The 15,843-nt window shown below is 59.0% G+C and carries 20 protein-coding genes; 5 read left to right on the forward strand and 15 right to left on the reverse strand.

The window, feature by feature from the left end:
- Entirely contained in the window at nt 1-762 is a 762-nt protein-coding gene (locus AAZU54_RS01070) for a sulfite exporter TauE/SafE family protein (RefSeq protein WP_404689404.1), read from the reverse strand.
- Nucleotides 763-862: 100 nt separating this feature from the next.
- Here AAZU54_RS01070 and AAZU54_RS01075 point away from each other — a divergent pair, with 100 nt between their 5' ends.
- On the forward strand, nt 863-1,762 hold the full coding sequence (locus AAZU54_RS01075; protein ID WP_186555097.1) for a LysR family transcriptional regulator: 900 nt from the start codon (nt 863-865) through the stop codon (nt 1,760-1,762).
- A gap of 129 nt (nt 1,763-1,891) precedes the next feature.
- On the opposite strand, the gene AAZU54_RS01080 is transcribed toward AAZU54_RS01075, so the two are convergent.
- The 3 genes from AAZU54_RS01080 to AAZU54_RS01090 all read right to left on the reverse strand — a co-directional run bounded on the left by AAZU54_RS01080 (nt 1,892) and on the right by AAZU54_RS01090 (nt 3,466).
- Complete coding sequence (locus AAZU54_RS01080) at nt 1,892-2,086, reverse strand: hypothetical protein (RefSeq protein ID WP_186555096.1); 195 nt, start codon at nt 2,084-2,086, stop codon at nt 1,892-1,894.
- Between the two features lie 466 nt (nt 2,087-2,552).
- Nucleotides 2,553-2,906 (reverse strand): SH3 domain-containing protein, encoded by a 354-nt coding sequence (locus tag AAZU54_RS01085; RefSeq protein WP_186555095.1) that lies wholly within the window; start codon nt 2,904-2,906, stop codon nt 2,553-2,555.
- Nucleotides 2,907-2,974: 68 nt separating this feature from the next.
- A complete protein-coding gene (locus AAZU54_RS01090; protein WP_186555094.1) occupies nt 2,975-3,466 on the reverse strand; it encodes a GNAT family N-acetyltransferase in 492 nt (163 codons plus the stop codon).
- A 143-nt stretch (nt 3,467-3,609) separates the two neighbouring features.
- On the opposite strand from AAZU54_RS01090, the gene AAZU54_RS01095 reads away from it, so the two are divergent.
- On the forward strand, nt 3,610-4,527 hold the full coding sequence (locus tag AAZU54_RS01095) for a LysR substrate-binding domain-containing protein (protein WP_434726338.1): 918 nt from the start codon (nt 3,610-3,612) through the stop codon (nt 4,525-4,527).
- Nucleotides 4,528-4,865: 338 nt separating this feature from the next.
- Entirely contained in the window at nt 4,866-5,051 is a 186-nt protein-coding gene (locus tag AAZU54_RS01100; protein WP_434726339.1) for a hypothetical protein, read from the forward strand.
- A gap of 57 nt (nt 5,052-5,108) precedes the next feature.
- Here the strand turns inward: AAZU54_RS01100 and AAZU54_RS01105 are convergent, their stop codons facing one another.
- From AAZU54_RS01105 to arfB, 4 genes are all read right to left on the reverse strand, one after another.
- On the reverse strand, nt 5,109-7,547 hold the full coding sequence (locus AAZU54_RS01105; RefSeq protein WP_434726340.1) for a membrane-bound PQQ-dependent dehydrogenase, glucose/quinate/shikimate family: 2,439 nt from the start codon (nt 7,545-7,547) through the stop codon (nt 5,109-5,111).
- Between the two features lie 595 nt (nt 7,548-8,142).
- Entirely contained in the window at nt 8,143-8,430 is a 288-nt protein-coding gene (locus AAZU54_RS01110) for a hypothetical protein (RefSeq protein WP_434726341.1), read from the reverse strand.
- A gap of 89 nt (nt 8,431-8,519) precedes the next feature.
- The gene (locus AAZU54_RS01115) at nt 8,520-8,861 is read right to left on the reverse strand and encodes a hypothetical protein (RefSeq protein WP_434726342.1); all 342 of its coding nucleotides are present in this window, start codon (nt 8,859-8,861) and stop codon (nt 8,520-8,522) included.
- 262 nt (nt 8,862-9,123) lie between these two features.
- Nucleotides 9,124-9,537, reverse strand: coding sequence for an alternative ribosome rescue aminoacyl-tRNA hydrolase ArfB (arfB, locus tag AAZU54_RS01120; RefSeq protein WP_186555089.1), 414 nt, complete (start codon nt 9,535-9,537; stop codon nt 9,124-9,126).
- Between the two features lie 369 nt (nt 9,538-9,906).
- On the opposite strand from arfB, the gene AAZU54_RS01125 reads away from it, so the two are divergent.
- Entirely contained in the window at nt 9,907-10,191 is a 285-nt protein-coding gene (locus AAZU54_RS01125) for a hypothetical protein (protein WP_434726343.1), read from the forward strand.
- Between the two features lie 254 nt (nt 10,192-10,445).
- Here AAZU54_RS01125 and AAZU54_RS01130 read toward each other — a convergent pair whose 3' ends face one another.
- Nucleotides 10,446-10,625, reverse strand: coding sequence for a hypothetical protein (locus AAZU54_RS01130; RefSeq protein ID WP_434726344.1), 180 nt, complete (start codon nt 10,623-10,625; stop codon nt 10,446-10,448).
- 399 nt (nt 10,626-11,024) lie between these two features.
- On the reverse strand, nt 11,025-11,867 hold the full coding sequence (locus AAZU54_RS01135) for a hypothetical protein (RefSeq protein ID WP_434726345.1): 843 nt from the start codon (nt 11,865-11,867) through the stop codon (nt 11,025-11,027).
- A gap of 849 nt (nt 11,868-12,716) precedes the next feature.
- Between AAZU54_RS01135 and AAZU54_RS01140 the strand changes: the two genes are divergently transcribed.
- Nucleotides 12,717-13,328 carry a hypothetical protein gene (locus AAZU54_RS01140; protein WP_434726346.1) on the forward strand — a complete coding sequence of 204 codons (612 nt, stop codon included), beginning with the start codon at nt 12,717-12,719 and terminating at the stop codon, nt 13,326-13,328.
- Between the two features lie 34 nt (nt 13,329-13,362).
- On the opposite strand, the gene AAZU54_RS01145 is transcribed toward AAZU54_RS01140, so the two are convergent.
- The 5 genes from AAZU54_RS01145 to AAZU54_RS01165 are packed head-to-tail and all read right to left on the reverse strand — an operon-like array spanning nt 13,363 to nt 15,833.
- On the reverse strand, nt 13,363-13,866 hold the full coding sequence (locus AAZU54_RS01145) for a DUF2514 domain-containing protein (RefSeq protein ID WP_434726347.1): 504 nt from the start codon (nt 13,864-13,866) through the stop codon (nt 13,363-13,365).
- Nucleotides 13,863-14,285, reverse strand: a complete 423-nt coding sequence (locus AAZU54_RS01150) for a structural protein (protein WP_434726348.1) — start codon at nt 14,283-14,285, stop codon at nt 13,863-13,865. The genes AAZU54_RS01145 and AAZU54_RS01150 overlap by 4 nt, the downstream gene beginning before the upstream one ends.
- A 57-nt stretch (nt 14,286-14,342) precedes the next feature.
- Complete coding sequence (locus tag AAZU54_RS01155; RefSeq protein ID WP_434726349.1) at nt 14,343-14,624, reverse strand: tail fiber assembly protein; 282 nt, start codon at nt 14,622-14,624, stop codon at nt 14,343-14,345.
- Nucleotides 14,617-14,961: a hypothetical protein gene (locus AAZU54_RS01160; RefSeq protein ID WP_434726350.1), complete on the reverse strand. Its 345-nt coding sequence runs from the start codon at nt 14,959-14,961 to the stop codon at nt 14,617-14,619. Before AAZU54_RS01160 ends, AAZU54_RS01155 begins: the two co-directional genes overlap by 8 nt.
- Nucleotides 14,961-15,833 (reverse strand): phage tail protein, encoded by an 873-nt coding sequence (locus tag AAZU54_RS01165; protein WP_434726351.1) that lies wholly within the window; start codon nt 15,831-15,833, stop codon nt 14,961-14,963. The genes AAZU54_RS01160 and AAZU54_RS01165 overlap by 1 nt, the downstream gene beginning before the upstream one ends.
- Nucleotides 15,834-15,843 lie beyond the last annotated feature (10 nt).

Here is a 15,843-nt window from a genome sequence, read left to right on the forward strand (position 1 = left end):
TCAGCCAGCCAGCAAGTCCCACGACAACTTGGCGATCAGCACGCACAACAAGATCAGGAACAGCCCACGGACAAACCCTGCACCCTTGCGCACCGCCAGCCAGGTGCCGGTCAGGGCGCCGAGGATATTGCACAGCGCCATGGGCAAGGCGATGGCATACAGCACGTTGCCGGTGGGAATGAAGAACACCAGCGCCGCCAGGTTGGTGGCGATGTTGACCAGCTTGGCCGAGGCCGAGGCGTGCAGGAAGTCCAGGGCAAAGAAGCGGATGAACAGAAAGATCAAGAAGCTGCCGGTACCTGGCCCGAACAAGCCATCGTAAAAGCCGATTGCGCCGCCGATCAGCACCGCCAGGCATTGCTCCTTACGGCCGATCTGCGCTGGCTTGTGCAAGGTGCCGAAGTCTTTCTTGCAGAAGGTATAGACCGCCATCAGCACGATCATCACCAGCACCGCTGGGCGCATCACGCTAGGCGGCACCAGTGAAACGGTCGCCGCCCCGGCGAACGACATGACGAAGGCGCTCAGCGCTGCCGGCACGATCAGGCCCCAATCCAAGCTCACCTTGCGAATGAACGAGCGCGCGGCGAACGCGGTGCCGCACACCGAGGCCAGCTTGTTGGTCCCCAGCAGGGCCGCCGGCTGGGCGCTGGGCAGCACATTGAACAGTGCCGGAATCTGGATCAGCCCGCCCCCACCCACCGCCGCATCGATCAAACCAGCGGCGAAGGCAAACAGCGACAGCAGGACAACATCCATCATGGCGGGGGCTCCAGGCAGTAAAAACAGAGCCCAAGGCTAATCAAAGCCACGCCGTTGTGCTGAAATGCCATATTGCGAAAACTGCAACAAGGAGCCCCTCATGGCATTGGACATGCTGCGTGAAATCCAGGCCTTCGTCAGCGTCGCGCACAAGCGCAGCTTTGTCGCTGCTGCCCGCGCCCTGGGCCGCTCGCCTAGCGCGATTACCCGGGCGCTACAAGCACTGGAAGACAACGCCGGAAGCAAGCTGCTCAACCGCAACGCCAACGCCGTCACGCTGACCGAAGCGGGTGAACGCTTGCTGCCACACGCCGAGCGCTTGCTCGATGTGCAACGCGATGCGGCCGATGAACTGGCGGCGTTGAGTGGTACGGCGCAGGGCTGGATTCGTTTCGCCGCGCCTGAGCTGCTTGGCCAGCAAGTGCTGCCAACGGTCTTGGCTGAATTCTCTCGCCGCCACCCGCAGGTCACCCTGGACGTGCAGTTCAGCGACCAGAGCCTCGACCCGCTTCAAGGCAAGTTCGACTTCGTGGTGCGCGGCGCCTTCCCACAGTCCAGCGAACTGATCGGCTACCCCCTGTGGAGCTACCGTCGGCACCTGTACGCCAGCCCCGACTATGTGGCCCGCGCAGGCCTTGCGCAGGAGCCGGAAGCACTTAGCGAACACGCGCTGATCCTGCACACCGCCCCGCGCATCCTCAAGGCTTGGCATTTTTGCCGCGACGGGCAGATCACCCGCTTGCAGCCACGCCCTCGCTTGCGCCTGAGCGCCGGAAGCGCGGTGTTCCACAGCGCCCTGGCTGGGGCGGGTATCGCACGATTGGCTGACTGGGTGGGTGAGCCACAGGTCGCGGCCGGGCGGCTGGTGCGCGTCTGCCCTAGCTATCACCTGACCTCAAGCAGTGGCGACGACCCACAAATGCATGCCGTATACCCGGCCGGGGAATTGCCGGCGCGGGTGCGCGACCTACTGCAAGCGTTGCGTCGTGGCAAGCCGTGATACAGCAAGCCAATTACTGTTCAAATTCTGCTCAATTTAACAGAGGCCGCAAACGGCCTTACTTACAGCGATTTATCCACAGACCTACCCACGTTTTCTGTGGACAGTTTTCCTTGCACAAAGAACGACTTATCGCGCACGCAGCAACGCCGAATTGGCTTGTTTGACCAATTCGATCCACTCCCCTGCACTGATCACTCCCGAGCGTTCCAGGTCTTCGGCGCAGCGCAAGGCTTGGTCGTAATCATCCTCTTGCAGGCCAGCCTCTGCGAGAAACCGGTTGCGCCACGCCAGCATCGCGGCAGCGCCCTTCTTGCATTCCATGTAGATCTCAACTCCAAGGCAAGTGACGGGTCCTCGAGCGTGGGCCCCTTTGATGGCGGCGGGAGATTACACGAGCCATTCGCACTTGAGAATTGCTTGCAGCTACCACTTATCCAACGGGTACAAAAAAACGGGCAAAAAGCCCGTTGAGAGGTGCAGGCCCGTCTCTGCTGGATAGGACGGACCTCAAGGATAGGGGGTGGCCTCAGGTGGGCGGAATGGTACCCAGCAGGCCAATAAGGATTGTCAGCAGCAGAAAACCACCCAGGAACAGCGAGAGCTTGCCCATTGGAACCTCTACAGTGTGATAACAGAATACCGGAGCTGGCCGATGCGGGTGCAGAGCAGCGCAACTTGCCCAGCGCACACCGGTTTGGAAGGCTGGGCCTGGTAAGCATTTTCGACTTTTCGCTGATACGGTTACAGATGCAGGTTGGTGGAAAAAAAGCGGATCAGATGACCCCGATCAGTCCACCAGGCGCAGCTTCTCGGCCGGCAGCCAACCCAGCTCACCGTTGGCCTCGCGGCGACACCACAGCCACCCATTGAGCGGGCGCAAACCTAGCACCCGCTGCCCCGGATCGACATCCAGTTCGTGAGCACAGTACTGTTCGAGCGCCCTGCCCCGGGCAACACCGAGCCGTTCGATGACCTGCGCCGGCACCCAACCAGGCTCCTGCCCAGCGCAGCTGCACAGGTACCAGTCCTGCCAGTTTTGCTCACCGGCATAGCGGGGGCCGATGTCGAGCATCTCACCTTGGGCAAAACGGATCGGACGCGGGTATTCAGAGCGATGTGCTTCGATCACGACGTACTTCACAAGCCTCTCCCTGGCTAGGCAAAAGGCCGGATCCTAGCAGGCGCTGCGACAAAACCTGACGCACCTGCTCAGAGCGCCATCACCATTTCATGCCAGGCCATGCCGCCATGATCGGAGGCCGACGGCTGCACATAGCGGTAACCCAACTTCTCGTACAGGCCCACATGCTGGTCCTTGCACATCAAGTGAATGCTCGCCTTGCCGCGCTCGCGCATTTGCTCGACGAACCGCGTCATCAGCAAGCCCGCATAGCCACGGCCCTGGAATGCCGGGTCGACCACCACTGACATGATCACCACATTGGCGGCGTGCGGATCATGGCCGACCAGCTCCTTGAACGCCTCATCGGACATCACCACGTGCTCGGCGCAGCCGCTATTGATGAAACCGATCACCTGGCCATCGAGCTCAAGGATCAGAAAACCCTCGGGATACTGCGCAATGCGCGTGGCGATTTTCTCGCGGGTGGCCGCTTCGTCGCCCTCATAGGCGGTCGTTTCGATGTGGAAGCAGCGATCCACGTCCTGGGGCGTAGCTTGGCGAAAGATGGCAGTGCTCATGGAAAAATCCGCAAAACAGTTGAAGGCCGACATGCTAGCGCAACTGAGCACCTTCAGGTTGCTAGCACAGCACCATCGGGCCAGAATCGGCGGGCACTTCAACCCTCTCGATCAGCGGGCCAAGCCTGCAGGAAAACTACTGGATGAGCGTTTGCAAACGACGCACCACGCCTTACGTGATCAATCACCTGGTCGCCTTTGAGGCGGCGGCGCGCCTGGGCAGTTTCCGCGCCGCCGCCCAAGCGCTGCACGTCACCCCCGGCGCGGTGGCCCAGCAGGTGCGCACGCTCGAAGAGAAGCTCGGCCAGGCACTGTTCGAGCGACTGCCACGCGGCTTGAGGCCCAACCGCGCGGGCAGTGAGTATCTGGAGCGGGTCCGCCTGGCGCTGCACATCATCGAAGATGCCAGCCGCGAACTGCTTGAACGCGATGCCCCGCAAGACCCTCATCAAGTGCTGCTGAGCACCACCCCGGCATTCGCCAGCCGTTGGCTGATACCGCGCCTGGGCCGCCTGGCTGCCGCGCACCCGCAGATCGCGCTGATGATCGATGCCTCCGACAGCACCCGCCCGCTCAGCGGCAAAGGCGCGGTAGACATGGCCGTGCGCTGGGGTGCGCCGCCCTTTGCCGATGCCCACGTCCGCCTGCTGCTAGCCGGCCAGGCGGTGCCCGTGTGCGCCCCGTCGCTGCGCGGGGAGCGACGCTGGCAACAGCCAGCAGAACTCAGCGACGTAGCGTTGATTTCAGACAGCCACAACAATTGGAAACGTTGGTTCGATCATTACGGCCTGCCCGGCACCCGCTTCAGCGGCCCGGCCTTCTCCCAGACCATTCTGGCCATCGAGGCCGCCGAGCAAGGCATGGGTATCGCCCTGGTGCCGCAGTTATTGGTCGAGAACGCATTGAAGGCCGGCACCCTGGTGATTGCCCTTGAGGGGCACCAACTGAACAGCGCTGCAGGCTTTCACCTGCTCACGGCCCAGCCGCCCGCAGCGGGCTCTGCGAGCGCGTTGGTCGCGCAGTGGCTGGAGCAGGAAGTATTACAGGACGAGCCTGGTTAACGCCGGGCCTCCACGCTCCTTAAGTGGAGCGAGCCTATTTGCAACATTACGTTTCGCCATTCGCGCCAGAGACAGATAAACGACCTGCCCGGCAAGCACCAGGATCGAGGGAGGCGATATGAACGCAAAGCGGCTTGTTCACTGGCCTGCCGGCGCAAGCCTGAACACACTTAGCAATACCGGCTCACCTAGGCTTGTAGGAAGCTTCTGGTGGCTGAGTAGGATGAAGCCCGCTACAGACCAATCCCTGTATGAAAACGCAGTTTCACTGGCTGGAATTGGCTGATACGGTCCGGATATTCCTACAACGGCATGGATGCCATCAGCCAGAGACAGACATGGAAACGTTTACTACCTCAGCGGTCGCCCTGCAAAAGAACCTGCTTGCCTTGCGCCAACAGCGTGATCACCTGCGAGCGATGGGCAATGATGAACAAGCCGATACCCTTGAAAAGGTGATTGCCGGCATAGAAGCAACCTTAGGCCAGTTACAGGGCCCGTTGAAGCCACCGACCTTGCAGTAGGCTCAGCCGCAGCAGGCAAAAATAATCCCCGCGAACGGGGATTATTGTCAGGCGTGCTTAGTGCTTGGATGCTTTGTCTGGCAGCGCATAGGCGATGATGTAGTCCCCCACATCAGGCGAATGGCTCATCCCACCCGCCGAGATCAGCACATACTGCTTGCCGGTTTTTGGCGAAACGTAGATCAATGGCGCGGCCACGGCGCCCACCGGCAAGCGAGCCTTCCACACCTCTTTACCAGTGGCCGAATCAAGCGCGCGCAGGTAGTAGTCCTGGGTACCGGCGAAGAACACCAGGCCCGATGCAGTCGAGGTCGGCCCGCCCAGCGTCGGCATGCCCAGCGGGATCTGCATGTGGGTCTTGATCCCCAGCGGACCGGTGTCCTGCACGGTGCCCAGGGGCACCTGCCAGACCAGCTTCTGGGTGTTCAGATCAATCGCACTCATGCTGCCAAACGGAGGGGTGTTGCACGGCACGCCCAGTGGAGACTGCAGGATGTCGATTTTCACCCCGCCGTAGATCCCCGCCACTTGTGGCCGAATGGTGCCCATGAAGCCAGGTACTTCATCGGTCGAAACCTTGAAGTTCTTGGTGTTTTCCTGAGTAACCAGCGACATCCGCAACGGCATGCGCATGTCATTGACGAACATCATCCCGGTGTTCTCGTCGATCGAGATGCCACCCCAGTTCATCCCACCCAGCAAGCCCGGCCACTCGATGTAGGGCTTTTCGGTGGGAGGGGTAAAGGGCCCCACGTACACCGAGTCCTTGAACATGATCCGGCAGTACAGTTGATCGAAGGTCGACACGCCCCACATCGACTTCTCGGTCAGCGGCTCGGCGCCAATGACCGGCATCCCTTTGGAGTAAGGCTGGGTTGGCGACAAGTGCTCGCCAACCGCGGCTGGCGAAGTGGGCACCGACCGCTCTTCAACTTCGGTGACCGGCTCACCGGTACGCCGATCCAGGACAAAGATGTGACCTGTCTTGGTGGTCTGGATCAGCACCGGGGTCTTCACGCCCTGGGCATTGTTGATCTCGTAGAGCACCGGCTGCGACGGCAGGTCATAGTCCCAGACATCGTGGTGAACGGTCTGGTAAACCCACTTGGCCTTACCCGTAGAAGCATCCACCGCCACCACTGCCGAACCGTACTTTTCCTTGGCCTGGTTACGATCACCGCCCCAGTAGTCGGGCGGTCCGTTACCGGTAGGCAGATAGACCAGGTTCAGCTCTTTATCGTAGGTCGGTACGGTCCAAACGTTGGGCGTTTCCAGGGTGAACTGGTGCTCGGCCTGGGCTGCATCCTCGCTCTCTGGCGCACCGACATCCCATGCCCATACCAGCGCACCACTGAGTACATCGAAGGCCCGCACTGCACCTGAAGGCTCCTTGGCAACGATATCGCGCACCCAGCCGCCAACCACCGCCAGATGGCCCATGACCACCGGCAGCGACGTGGGGTGGTAGCGCTTGCTGTTCTCGGTCGGGCCCATGCCCTTCTTCAGGTCAACGTAGCCGTTGTCGCCAAAGCTTGGGCAAAGCGTGCCGCTATGCGCATCCAAGGCAAACAGACGGGCGTCGACCGACGATACCAAGATGCGCTGGCGGCATTGCTGCTCATCGCCATAGGCAGCCTTGGCCTGCGCGCTCAGGCTGTCGTCCTTATCGATGTCGTAATAGCCGACACCGCGGCAGGTCACATGCTCTGCACTTTTAGCCTGCGGATCGAATTTCCACAGCGGCGTACCGGTGTCGGCGTCGAGCGCGGTCACCAGGTTTTCTGGGGTGCAGGAGTACAGCACGTTGCCGATCTGCAGCGGCGTGTTTTCGTCTACACCTGCGCCAGCGCCGGTGGTTCTGCGGCCGGTTCTGTAGGTCCAGGCGACTTGCAGCTGGTTGACGTTGTCAGCAGTGATTTGCGTGAAGGGGGCAAACCGCGTGCCGGAAGCGTTGCGGCCAAAGAATTCCCAGTTTTCAGGAGCGCTAGCCAGCACCTTGGCCACATTGGCACCGCCCGCCGCGGCCGAATTGGAAATTGCGCCATGCGGGTAGAATGCAGCTACGAACGCGGCCAGCAACGCCACCAACAGCGCAAAACCCACCCGATTGGCCACACGCCGCGTGCTCACGGAAACACTTGGCAGCGCAGCGCCGACCCACAGGCTCAAGGTCAGGATAATCGCCGGCACTACCAGGCGTGGCAGCAGCTCCCAGTAGCTGAGTTGGCCGACTTCATACAGCGCCCAGACACAGGTCGCCAGGAAGATCGCTACAGAGAGCGCAATGCCCACACGTGCCCGCATCAAGAACAGCACCGCCAGCAGCAAATATGCCACGCCCGCGATCAGGTAGTAACGTGAGCCACCCAGTGCAACCAGCTTGAAGCCGCCATAGATCAGCGCCAGCGATACGGCCAGAACGAGCAGGGCAAATAGCACCCTGGCGCTCGTACGTAGCGGCGACGCTGCGCTTGGGGGGCGTTGGTCATCCGTCATGTTTCTTAAACTCCTTTGGTTAAATCAAACTGCTCGCGCCAGAGGCGAAGGGACTGGGTCGACAGCGTTGGTCGACGACGCGCGAGGGGCTGATCAGCAGCTGAACATTCAAGTCCCGAATTGGACGTGCTTGGGCAGGGGCGAAACCAAGAGGATTTCGAGGGCCGGATCGAAATCGGCCAGAGGAAAGCCGTGTAAACAGATCAGCCTGGGCGAGTGACTGCTACCCCTGTTAATTCAGCGCTCAACGGCGTTCGCACGAAGGCTGGGGGCAGCGTATCGCCTTGGTTAGGGGGGATAAATCCAGGAGATTGAGAAGCAGTATTGGGGGAGATGTAACAATCCGTGTCAGCCGGATCATTCCTGCCACGCGCAAAGCGCGGTTAAGCGCTAAACCTGTGGGAGCGGGCTTGCCCGCGAAGGGCCGCAAAGCGGCCCCAAAGCAGACGACACCGGACTTAAGTGAACAGCATTGCCCTCAAAGGCGGGCTCTATTTGTGATTTTCGGCGCGCAATGCAGCAACATGCCACTATTGAGAAAAGGCGTTTTCCCGATCACGCGAATACGAGCGTCAGCTGTCCCTTAGTGAAAATGTCAGCTGATCAATTTCAGCAGTGCGGCCAACAACCCCTGGGCTTGCTGCTTGTAGCCCTCCCGCCAGCAGTCTGCCCAGTCGACGGGCCGCCCGTGCACGTCCCACTCGGCCAAGGCCAGGGCATTGACGATTTCCAGCTCGAACCAGAGGGCTTGCCAGGCGCAAGCATCCGGTACCAGCGTCGTGTCCTGCCATAGGAACTCGGTTTGAGCGACGAAGCTGGCCCAGGAAAACACGTCCTCATCTGCTTGCCGCGCCAAGGTCATCAGTTGCGACTGGGTGATCATCGATCATGCTCTGGGGATACAAGTGGGGCTGGAGGGCGGTGATCTCGGTTCAGGCATACACCGAGAAGGCGTACCAGCGGGATGCAGGACTACTTGGCAGCGTACATCTTGCAGGTGCCCTGCTCCACCGCCAGTGTCGACAACGGGGAGCCCGACAGCCTGTTAGCCATGTCATCGATTTGAGTCTTGCTGCCCGGTGCCGACCTCAGCGCCATGATCTCGGCCTTCAACGCATCGTCCATCGGTTCGTTGGCCAATGCGTTATCAACAGTGCCGTTCAACCCAGGAATGGCCTTGTTGCATACCTGCTCCATGGCGAGGATAGTCACGGCGGTTTTGTGATTTTCCGCCTTCGAATCGGCGAGGGCCGCATTGGTCATGACCAAAGTAGCCAAGCAAAGCGAAACTGCGGTAATCCGTGCTGAAAACATTGGAAGCTCCTTTTCATCAATAGTGGACGATGCCTGAGGCAGTACCCTAGGTTCGGCATCGGGAAGATCGGACAGCGAAAAGAACCGAAAGTTACAGTGGGCAGGAATCTGCGCTGACCTGCTGCCTCGCTGCAAGATTGATCATCCGTCTAACCTCAAGCTTTTGCACAGACGGTGTAGGAGATCGCAACCTACATTGCTCGCTAAGGCGATATAGGCATTAGCAGAACTGAAATTTGCCAGCAACGTTGCACCACCAGCACTAGAACTCCACCTTGCCCCGACCAGCCTTGACAGTGCTGCGCCTGGCTTTTCCTTCGAGACGGCGGGTCTTGGAGCCAAGGGTCGGCTTGGTGGGGCGGCGTTTTTTCTCGGTCTTGCCGGCTGCAATGATCAACTCGGCAAGACGCGCCAATGCGTCAGTACGATTCTGCTCCTGGGTGCGGTACTGCTGGGCCTTGATGATCACCACACCGTCGCCGGTGATACGACTGTCACGCAGCGCCAGCAGCCGCTCCTTGTAGAACTCGGGCAACGATGAGGCCGGGATGTCGAAGCGCAGGTGCACCGCGCTGGACACCTTGTTGACATTCTGCCCACCCGCACCTTGTGCGCGGATGTAGGTGAGTTCGATTTCGGCATCCGGCAGATGCACGTTATTGGAGATGGTCAGCATGACATGGCCCTTGTGATTGCCCCCATTATCACAGCCTCCCCCGCTCTCCCATAGGACAACACGCAATTGCGGCCGCTGCTGGCGCTCTTACAAACCCCCAGAAACGCAAAAGCCCCGAATAATCGGGGCTTGTACTAAAAATTATGGCGGAAGCGTAGAGATTCGAACTCTAGGATAGTTGCCCATCGACGGTTTTCAAGACCGTGTTATGAGCGCCCAATCCATGCTGCGTCAGCATCGAATTCGATTCCAAAACAAAGACGAAACGGCACGGCTACAGCCCGCATACTGCAAGGGTCGCCGTTTAAGTTTTGGAATCGATTTGTACATCGGTAGAATCGCGTTTTCATTACCTGCGGGAAGCTCACCATGGACATGAAGGCACTCCAGCTGTTTCTCCTACCGTGGCTACGCGTTGACACCTGGCACACCCGACACCCGAACGATGAAGAACGCTTTCACCAGGCCCTGCACGTCACCTTCAAAGAGCTTGGCTATTCGATCGCCTACGAGCAGTTTTATGACGCCATCCACCAAGTGATCGCAGAGCGCCAGCCCGGGCACGAGCTGCACCGGATCAAATCGATTGAGGGGTTTGCGCGGCGCGCGGAGGTTATCAGCTATTACCTCTTCGACGTGCGCAACTGCCAGTAATGCAGCAGTGTGGAAAATCGACCTGTGCGCCGTTAGCGGCCCTCGCTCATCCTGTAGCCAGCAGTCTGTGCTCAACTAACGCTCATTCCAGAATCAATCCAGCGGCCTTTGCCCCGCGCAACTACCTTATTGGCATGGTTACGAAGAATAACTACCACCTCTGCCTCGTACCAATTGCTCTTGGAGGGCAAAAAATGAATCTCGGTGGCAGTCAACTTCCTGACCAACCCCAGAGTCTTATACCTTCGCTAGTTTCAGCTTTGACGTAGAAACTCTTGTCCTCCTATGCGCTTTTGCACCTCACCTTTAACGTCATCATAAGTTACATCATAGAACTGGACTTGGCGCATGACTGTGCTCTGCAGGAAATCGGCTTCGCTCATTGCGTCCAACACTACGCCAGCGAGTTTTCCTAGCTTGCTGAATAAACCCATAACTCACTCCCTCTGGTCCGCCTTTCAAGATTCGCCATCAAACTTCTATACTGGCCGCGCGACACCACTCCTTTTTTAAACCTGTGCGGTCACTCGCGCACGCCTCCGGTCAGCGGGTCAGGGCATCCTACTGCCCGGCGCACTGCTCGCCTGCTGTTCGAGAGTACCATGGTAGGGCTGCTGCCAATCCAGCCTTGGAGAATTGCGCGATATCTGTGCTAGGTAGGTGCCCAGGATCTAGGTGCTTCACTCCGGCGACGTAATGATGCTTTACCCGTGCGGGCCTGGTCGCTATCGGCCCCTAGTTGCCCTTTGTGACGGGCACCTCCCTAACACCAGTCCTCGGCGACTGCCTTTGCGGTCGGCAAGGACAGTAGAGTCTTCCCTGGCTAACTGAAGTTACCGATTTACCGTGTAGAACTGGCGCTGGTGATCTTTACAGCCCATTTTATTCACCACAAATCGCACCTCATAGCGAGAATACTCCCCTGGTGATATGGCGGCGGGACGCGGTCCTTTGTCGACTGCCTTGTTGTAATCCAGCACTGCGTCGCAGGAAATGACTTGGGTGATCACCGTGTTAACCTCTTTGGATTGATTGCGCAGTGCCACCTCCAACTGCGGATCATCCAGTACTACCTCGGTGCGTTCTGGAATGGTCACCAAGGATGCATATTCGCCGGAGGCTGCCCCCATGAACTGCACGCGAATGGTAATCTTGCCATTACGGCCTAGCCGCGGATATCCCGCAAAGCGCACGTTGAATTGATTGGCCGCAGCTAGCTGGGCCTTGGTTCGAGCAACAACTTTGGCCCAGTAAGCATGGGGCGGGTTGGCGGGATCGTAAGCTGGAGCCCCTCTGTCGTAGGGTTTTCCTGCCATTCGCAGCTTCTCTTGCTGCATGAGGTAGCTAGAGCGACAGTTATTGCTCATCGAAACCTCTAGGGGCTGCCCAGACTTCGCACTGTAGAGCATAGCGGCTGCGCAGTCGTATTCGAATTGGCCATTGAGGTACAGGTATGTGCCATTGTTCAGCGGATTCATGGTGTAGTTGAGATCCAGCCCAGATGCGGATACTCCATGTGCCCGTCCCGGCACGACACCGTTAGGAATCAATGAGGCCAGAGAGTTGGCGGCTTCATCAGAAAAGCGAATTTTTGTCGTGCCATCCGGCATACGCTCGGCGGTCATGCACCCTGTCATAGCCATAGCAGCCATGATCGGCAGAAGGGATTTCATCATTTCAGTGTCCTTACTTGAAAGCAGCCTAAAGCTCGCGCAGTTAACTATGTCCGAAAGTGATCGGCGTTATAGCAAGAATATGACAGGCAGCAAAGCGGTGCGTGGAGGACAGCCGGGGCCCTCAGGTAAATACACAGCTAGGTAGGCGTCCGACATGGGGTGATAGCGGTCAGTCGCGATCATCTGCTTTCAACCCACAGCTCACTGCCACCGTCCGTGGCCCTAGTAAAGGCAGGATAGTAATGAATCGAGAGGATCGTCCAGTACCCGCCAGGAAGAACGGTCCCGCTAACCCGCGTAACAGGTAGGCAACGGTTATTACCACGAACGTCGGACGCAGCAGCGGCAAAGGCCTGTTAATCCCAGCCCCGGAGAGCGCATATGCAGCCCATGACAACAGCACCAATGCGATTCCCAGCGTGATGAGCATCTTACGTACCGATTGTGAGGTGCCGGCCAATGGTTCTCGACAGGCCCGCAGTCTGGAAACAAACTGGTAATAATCATGGAAGAGGTGACAGGCATAGCTACTGACTACAACTGGACACTACTCCTAGGGGCTGTGCTAAGCCTCGCGCGGGGGGCGACGCTACATGTGGTAGCTATTTTTATGGGCCGGAGGGATACCGGCTGTTTGGAGCTGGCGAACGTTTTGTCCGTGCAGCCGAAAGAGGCAAAATCCATCCTCCGTTCTGATGGAGCTGCTGCTGAGCCGAAAACGGCCAAGCTCGACTAGAAATGTATTGCTGATCACCGCCTCTCACGAGATGCTAACTATTAGACTTCGCTCAAGAGCTGCTGCGATGGCATAATAGGTTTTTATCTGTCTGGCATCCAGAGAGGGAACTCATGAAGCCTTTCATTTTCCTGTCACTTTTTGCAAGCCTCATGGGGGCAGCATCCGTGCCCGCGCTGGCGGATCAGGATTATCAACAAACCTCATGGCTCAAAGAGCCAACGGAGTTTTTGGGTGTAGATTTGCATAGCGATTTCAACAAGCAGATACCCCTTTGTACTGATAATTCAAGTCGCCCAAAAACACCTTGCCGTCTGGCCACCTCGTCTCCTGATCGCTTTGAGATCCGTGGGTTACCCTATCTGCCAATATCTCCTGGTTATGGGATGGTCGCGGTCGCGCCCCATGGAAAGCTCACAGAGCTCGTACTCAGCGGTAGCGCAAACAGTCTGCATTTAGTAGTCGACATGCTGACCGACAAATTTGGAGAGCCCGGCGTTGTCACCAGCCGCTGGATAAAAATGTCATCAGGTGCCTCCTTCCAGTCTGAAGTGCTGAAATGGGAGGGCGAGAAAGTAGTGATGAAATTTCAGCGCGATGAAGGGAATCTGAGCCGCTATGCGGTGACAGTGTCCGTATTCACAGACGCAACTGAGACGCTAGAGATCCCCGAAACCGCTAAACCTGCAACGCAAGATGGTAATCGGGATTTTTCTAAGATCTGAAAAGCTAACAGTTACAGAGGATGACTTTTCTCTCTTAGTGATGACGTTGAAGCGCGTCATATGAAGCCTCGCAGGAGCGGCCAGCTATTCTGGCTCGGTCATAAGCTTTCGCCAGCTCTCCCGCTCGAGCATCAGCCCGTGTGAGCAGGTCAGAGAGCACCATGGCGGCGCGGGTGGTTGCCTGGCCTCTGGCGATAGCGGCGGTATCCTTGGCGGTGCAACTGACGGTGGCAGCGAGGTTTGCGACTTCGTCGTGCAACCGCTGGCCAGCAGCATCGGCGCCAGCAGCGCCAGCATCAGCAATTGTTCGTTCTTCCTCAGCATGGGCTCTTGCCTCCTCCTGCGCCTGGGCGCGTCGTTGTTCCTCTTCCCGCGCGCTGCGCTCGCCCAGCACCTCAGCCAGGCGGTCACCGCTGTCCCGCTGCGCTGATGCCTTGGCGCACTCCGAACGCTCGACGGACCGGCCGTGCTGGTAGGTGCCCCAGTAGGAAGCCACGATGAGCAGCAGCGCGATTACCCGCACTCCCCAGCCGTTCATGCCAGCGCCCTGCGCAAGCCCTCAGCAAAGATTGCCGGCGGGTATTCGAAGTTGGCGTTCTCGTGTTTGATGATCGCCTGCACCAGGCCGCCTAAGATCTTGGGGTCTTTGATGTTGGCGATTTGATCGGACGGGTCCAGGCCGCAGCGCTCAGCCACAGTGCGGATGTACGCCCCCGTGTCGTTCTCGACCTCCGGCGCCCAACGCTTGATGATGTCCTTGACGGTCCGCAGCTTGTGCTTGTTGTAGTAGGTCTGCAGCAGCTTGCCCAGGGCACGGATGCCGTTCTCGGGGGTGTCGAAGATGACGAAGCGGCCGCCCGGCTCTTTGCCGATCTGGCCCACCCAGTTATTGGCCGGACTGTGATCGATGTTTCCAGGGTTGCGATTGCGCACTCCGCGGGGAAGCGATTGGGTCATGGGTTTTCTCCAGGCAAAAAAATACCGCCAGGCGGCGGTCGGTGGGTTGGGTGCGCATCAGGCTGGCGGTGCGGGCCAGTCGATCTCGCTGGGGTAGCCTTCCTGGTCTGGTAATCGGTTCAGCGTCACGCGGAAGCGCTTCCACTCCTTGAGGGCGGCGGTCTCTGCCTCGGTCGCTTCGTCGAGGTCGACTGCATCCTGCAGGGGAGCAATGGCATCGTCAGCAAGCTTGCGCAGGCGGGCAGTCTCGGCCTGCACCTGCGCCAGATGCTGAGCGGCAGCCTGTGCAGCCTTCATCTCAGCAGTAATCATCTGCGACCAGTCGATGTTGTTATTCATTGGTCATGGCCTCTCTTGCGCCTTCGCTGTAGTGCCTTGCGATGTCATAGACGGGCAGATCAACCGGGCCGTCTTTGGTGATCGAGATTGGCACTGGAAACCGGGTGCTCTCCGGGGCGTTAGGGCCGTGCGGCAGGCGAATGGTCAAATGCAACTCGCCGTCGATTCGCTCGACAGTTCCAGGGAACCAGTCAGAAAGCACCGCGCCCCAGGGTAGGGTTGCCCCTTCCTGAAGCGGGGAGAAATCGAAGGCTTCGCCATTGACATAAAGGATGTCGCCTTGGCGAACCAGCGTTACTTGCTCATCCATACGGACGGGCGAAAGTGCGATTTGCATTAGAACCATCTCCCGGTTGCGATATAGCCCATGCGCCCGCCTGCGGTTGTGGTACCGCCCTGCGCCATTAGGCTTGTGCCCAGATTAGTGCCGCGCTGACACGTCGCGAGACCAAGCATCGTCACCCCGTTTTCAGCGCCTGCGTACCTGCAGCACGGCACCGTGACGGGAACCCCAACAAAGGGCATGGGGTAATTGACGGATTTATAGGCGTAATAATTTAGGGGACCGTAGGCGCCCGAGTTGGTTTGAACACTGACGGTGTCCTCCCAGAAGCAAATCTGGGTTCCATCCGCATACCGGGTGTACTCACCATTGGCATTGCTGCCGCGCTCAACGATGGCGCCAGTAGGAACGCCTCCGCTTTGGCTGACGGAGCCAACGATATCGGCCACGGCTGCCGCCTTTAGTCCCAGACCAGTTCGCGCCTCTACCTGGGTCTTTCCACCAGTACCGCCCTGTGCAACGCTGAGAGCCGTGGTCAGGCCGGACAACGAGGTAATGTCGCTGTTCGCGCCACGGGTGGCGGCCAGGATGTTCTGCCGCAAAGTCTCGATGTTGGTAGCGCCGCCGAACAGGGCGAAGGTCGCCCCGAGCTGGTCCACCAACTGCCGCAGGCGATCAGCGGATTCCTTAACATATCCCTGCATCGGCGCCAGCCCGTACGCGCCAGCCCCTACCGTCGCGCCTTGATAGGCCGGCAGGATGCTCAGCACCGTGCCGCTCGCGATGTTGGTGACCTCATACCATCGACCATCCGGCCCCTGAAACGCATCTCCTACCCGCGCATTCGTGGAAAAGTTGGTGCCGGTACCGGTCACCGTATTTTGGCCAGCCGTGATCGCCACGCTGCCTGCTCTGTACCAGGGCATAGGAGGATCT

It is taken from the genome of Pseudomonas sp. Je.1.5.c, assembly GCF_051129895.1.
GTDB classification, from domain to species: domain Bacteria; phylum Pseudomonadota; class Gammaproteobacteria; order Pseudomonadales; family Pseudomonadaceae; genus Aquipseudomonas; species Aquipseudomonas urmiensis.

What these genes read in the sequence shown, in the direction of transcription:
- AAZU54_RS01070 (WP_404689404.1), bottom strand. Translation starts at nt 762, where the DNA reads ATGATGGATGTTGTCCTGCTGTCGCTGTTTGCCTTCGCCGCTGGTTTG.
- AAZU54_RS01075 (WP_186555097.1), top strand. Translation starts at nt 863, where the DNA reads ATGGCATTGGACATGCTGCGTGAAATCCAGGCCTTCGTCAGCGTCGCG.
- AAZU54_RS01080 (WP_186555096.1), bottom strand. Translation starts at nt 2,086, where the DNA reads ATGGAATGCAAGAAGGGCGCTGCCGCGATGCTGGCGTGGCGCAACCGG.
- AAZU54_RS01090 (WP_186555094.1), bottom strand. Translation starts at nt 3,466, where the DNA reads ATGAGCACTGCCATCTTTCGCCAAGCTACGCCCCAGGACGTGGATCGC.
- AAZU54_RS01095 (WP_434726338.1), top strand. Translation starts at nt 3,610, where the DNA reads ATGAGCGTTTGCAAACGACGCACCACGCCTTACGTGATCAATCACCTG.
- AAZU54_RS01100 (WP_434726339.1), top strand. Translation starts at nt 4,866, where the DNA reads ATGGAAACGTTTACTACCTCAGCGGTCGCCCTGCAAAAGAACCTGCTT.
- AAZU54_RS01105 (WP_434726340.1), bottom strand. Translation starts at nt 7,547, where the DNA reads ATGACGGATGACCAACGCCCCCCAAGCGCAGCGTCGCCGCTACGTACG.
- AAZU54_RS01110 (WP_434726341.1), bottom strand. Translation starts at nt 8,430, where the DNA reads ATGATCACCCAGTCGCAACTGATGACCTTGGCGCGGCAAGCAGATGAG.
- AAZU54_RS01115 (WP_434726342.1), bottom strand. Translation starts at nt 8,861, where the DNA reads ATGTTTTCAGCACGGATTACCGCAGTTTCGCTTTGCTTGGCTACTTTG.
- arfB (WP_186555089.1), bottom strand. Translation starts at nt 9,537, where the DNA reads ATGCTGACCATCTCCAATAACGTGCATCTGCCGGATGCCGAAATCGAA.
- AAZU54_RS01125 (WP_434726343.1), top strand. Translation starts at nt 9,907, where the DNA reads ATGGACATGAAGGCACTCCAGCTGTTTCTCCTACCGTGGCTACGCGTT.
- AAZU54_RS01130 (WP_434726344.1), bottom strand. Translation starts at nt 10,625, where the DNA reads ATGGGTTTATTCAGCAAGCTAGGAAAACTCGCTGGCGTAGTGTTGGAC.
- AAZU54_RS01135 (WP_434726345.1), bottom strand. Translation starts at nt 11,867, where the DNA reads ATGATGAAATCCCTTCTGCCGATCATGGCTGCTATGGCTATGACAGGG.
- AAZU54_RS01140 (WP_434726346.1), top strand. Translation starts at nt 12,717, where the DNA reads ATGAAGCCTTTCATTTTCCTGTCACTTTTTGCAAGCCTCATGGGGGCA.
- AAZU54_RS01145 (WP_434726347.1), bottom strand. Translation starts at nt 13,866, where the DNA reads ATGAACGGCTGGGGAGTGCGGGTAATCGCGCTGCTGCTCATCGTGGCT.
- AAZU54_RS01150 (WP_434726348.1), bottom strand. Translation starts at nt 14,285, where the DNA reads ATGACCCAATCGCTTCCCCGCGGAGTGCGCAATCGCAACCCTGGAAAC.
- AAZU54_RS01155 (WP_434726349.1), bottom strand. Translation starts at nt 14,624, where the DNA reads ATGAATAACAACATCGACTGGTCGCAGATGATTACTGCTGAGATGAAG.
- AAZU54_RS01160 (WP_434726350.1), bottom strand. Translation starts at nt 14,961, where the DNA reads ATGCAAATCGCACTTTCGCCCGTCCGTATGGATGAGCAAGTAACGCTG.
- AAZU54_RS01165 (WP_434726351.1), bottom strand. Translation starts at nt 15,833, where the DNA reads ATGCCCTGGTACAGAGCAGGCAGCGTGGCGATCACGGCTGGCCAAAAT.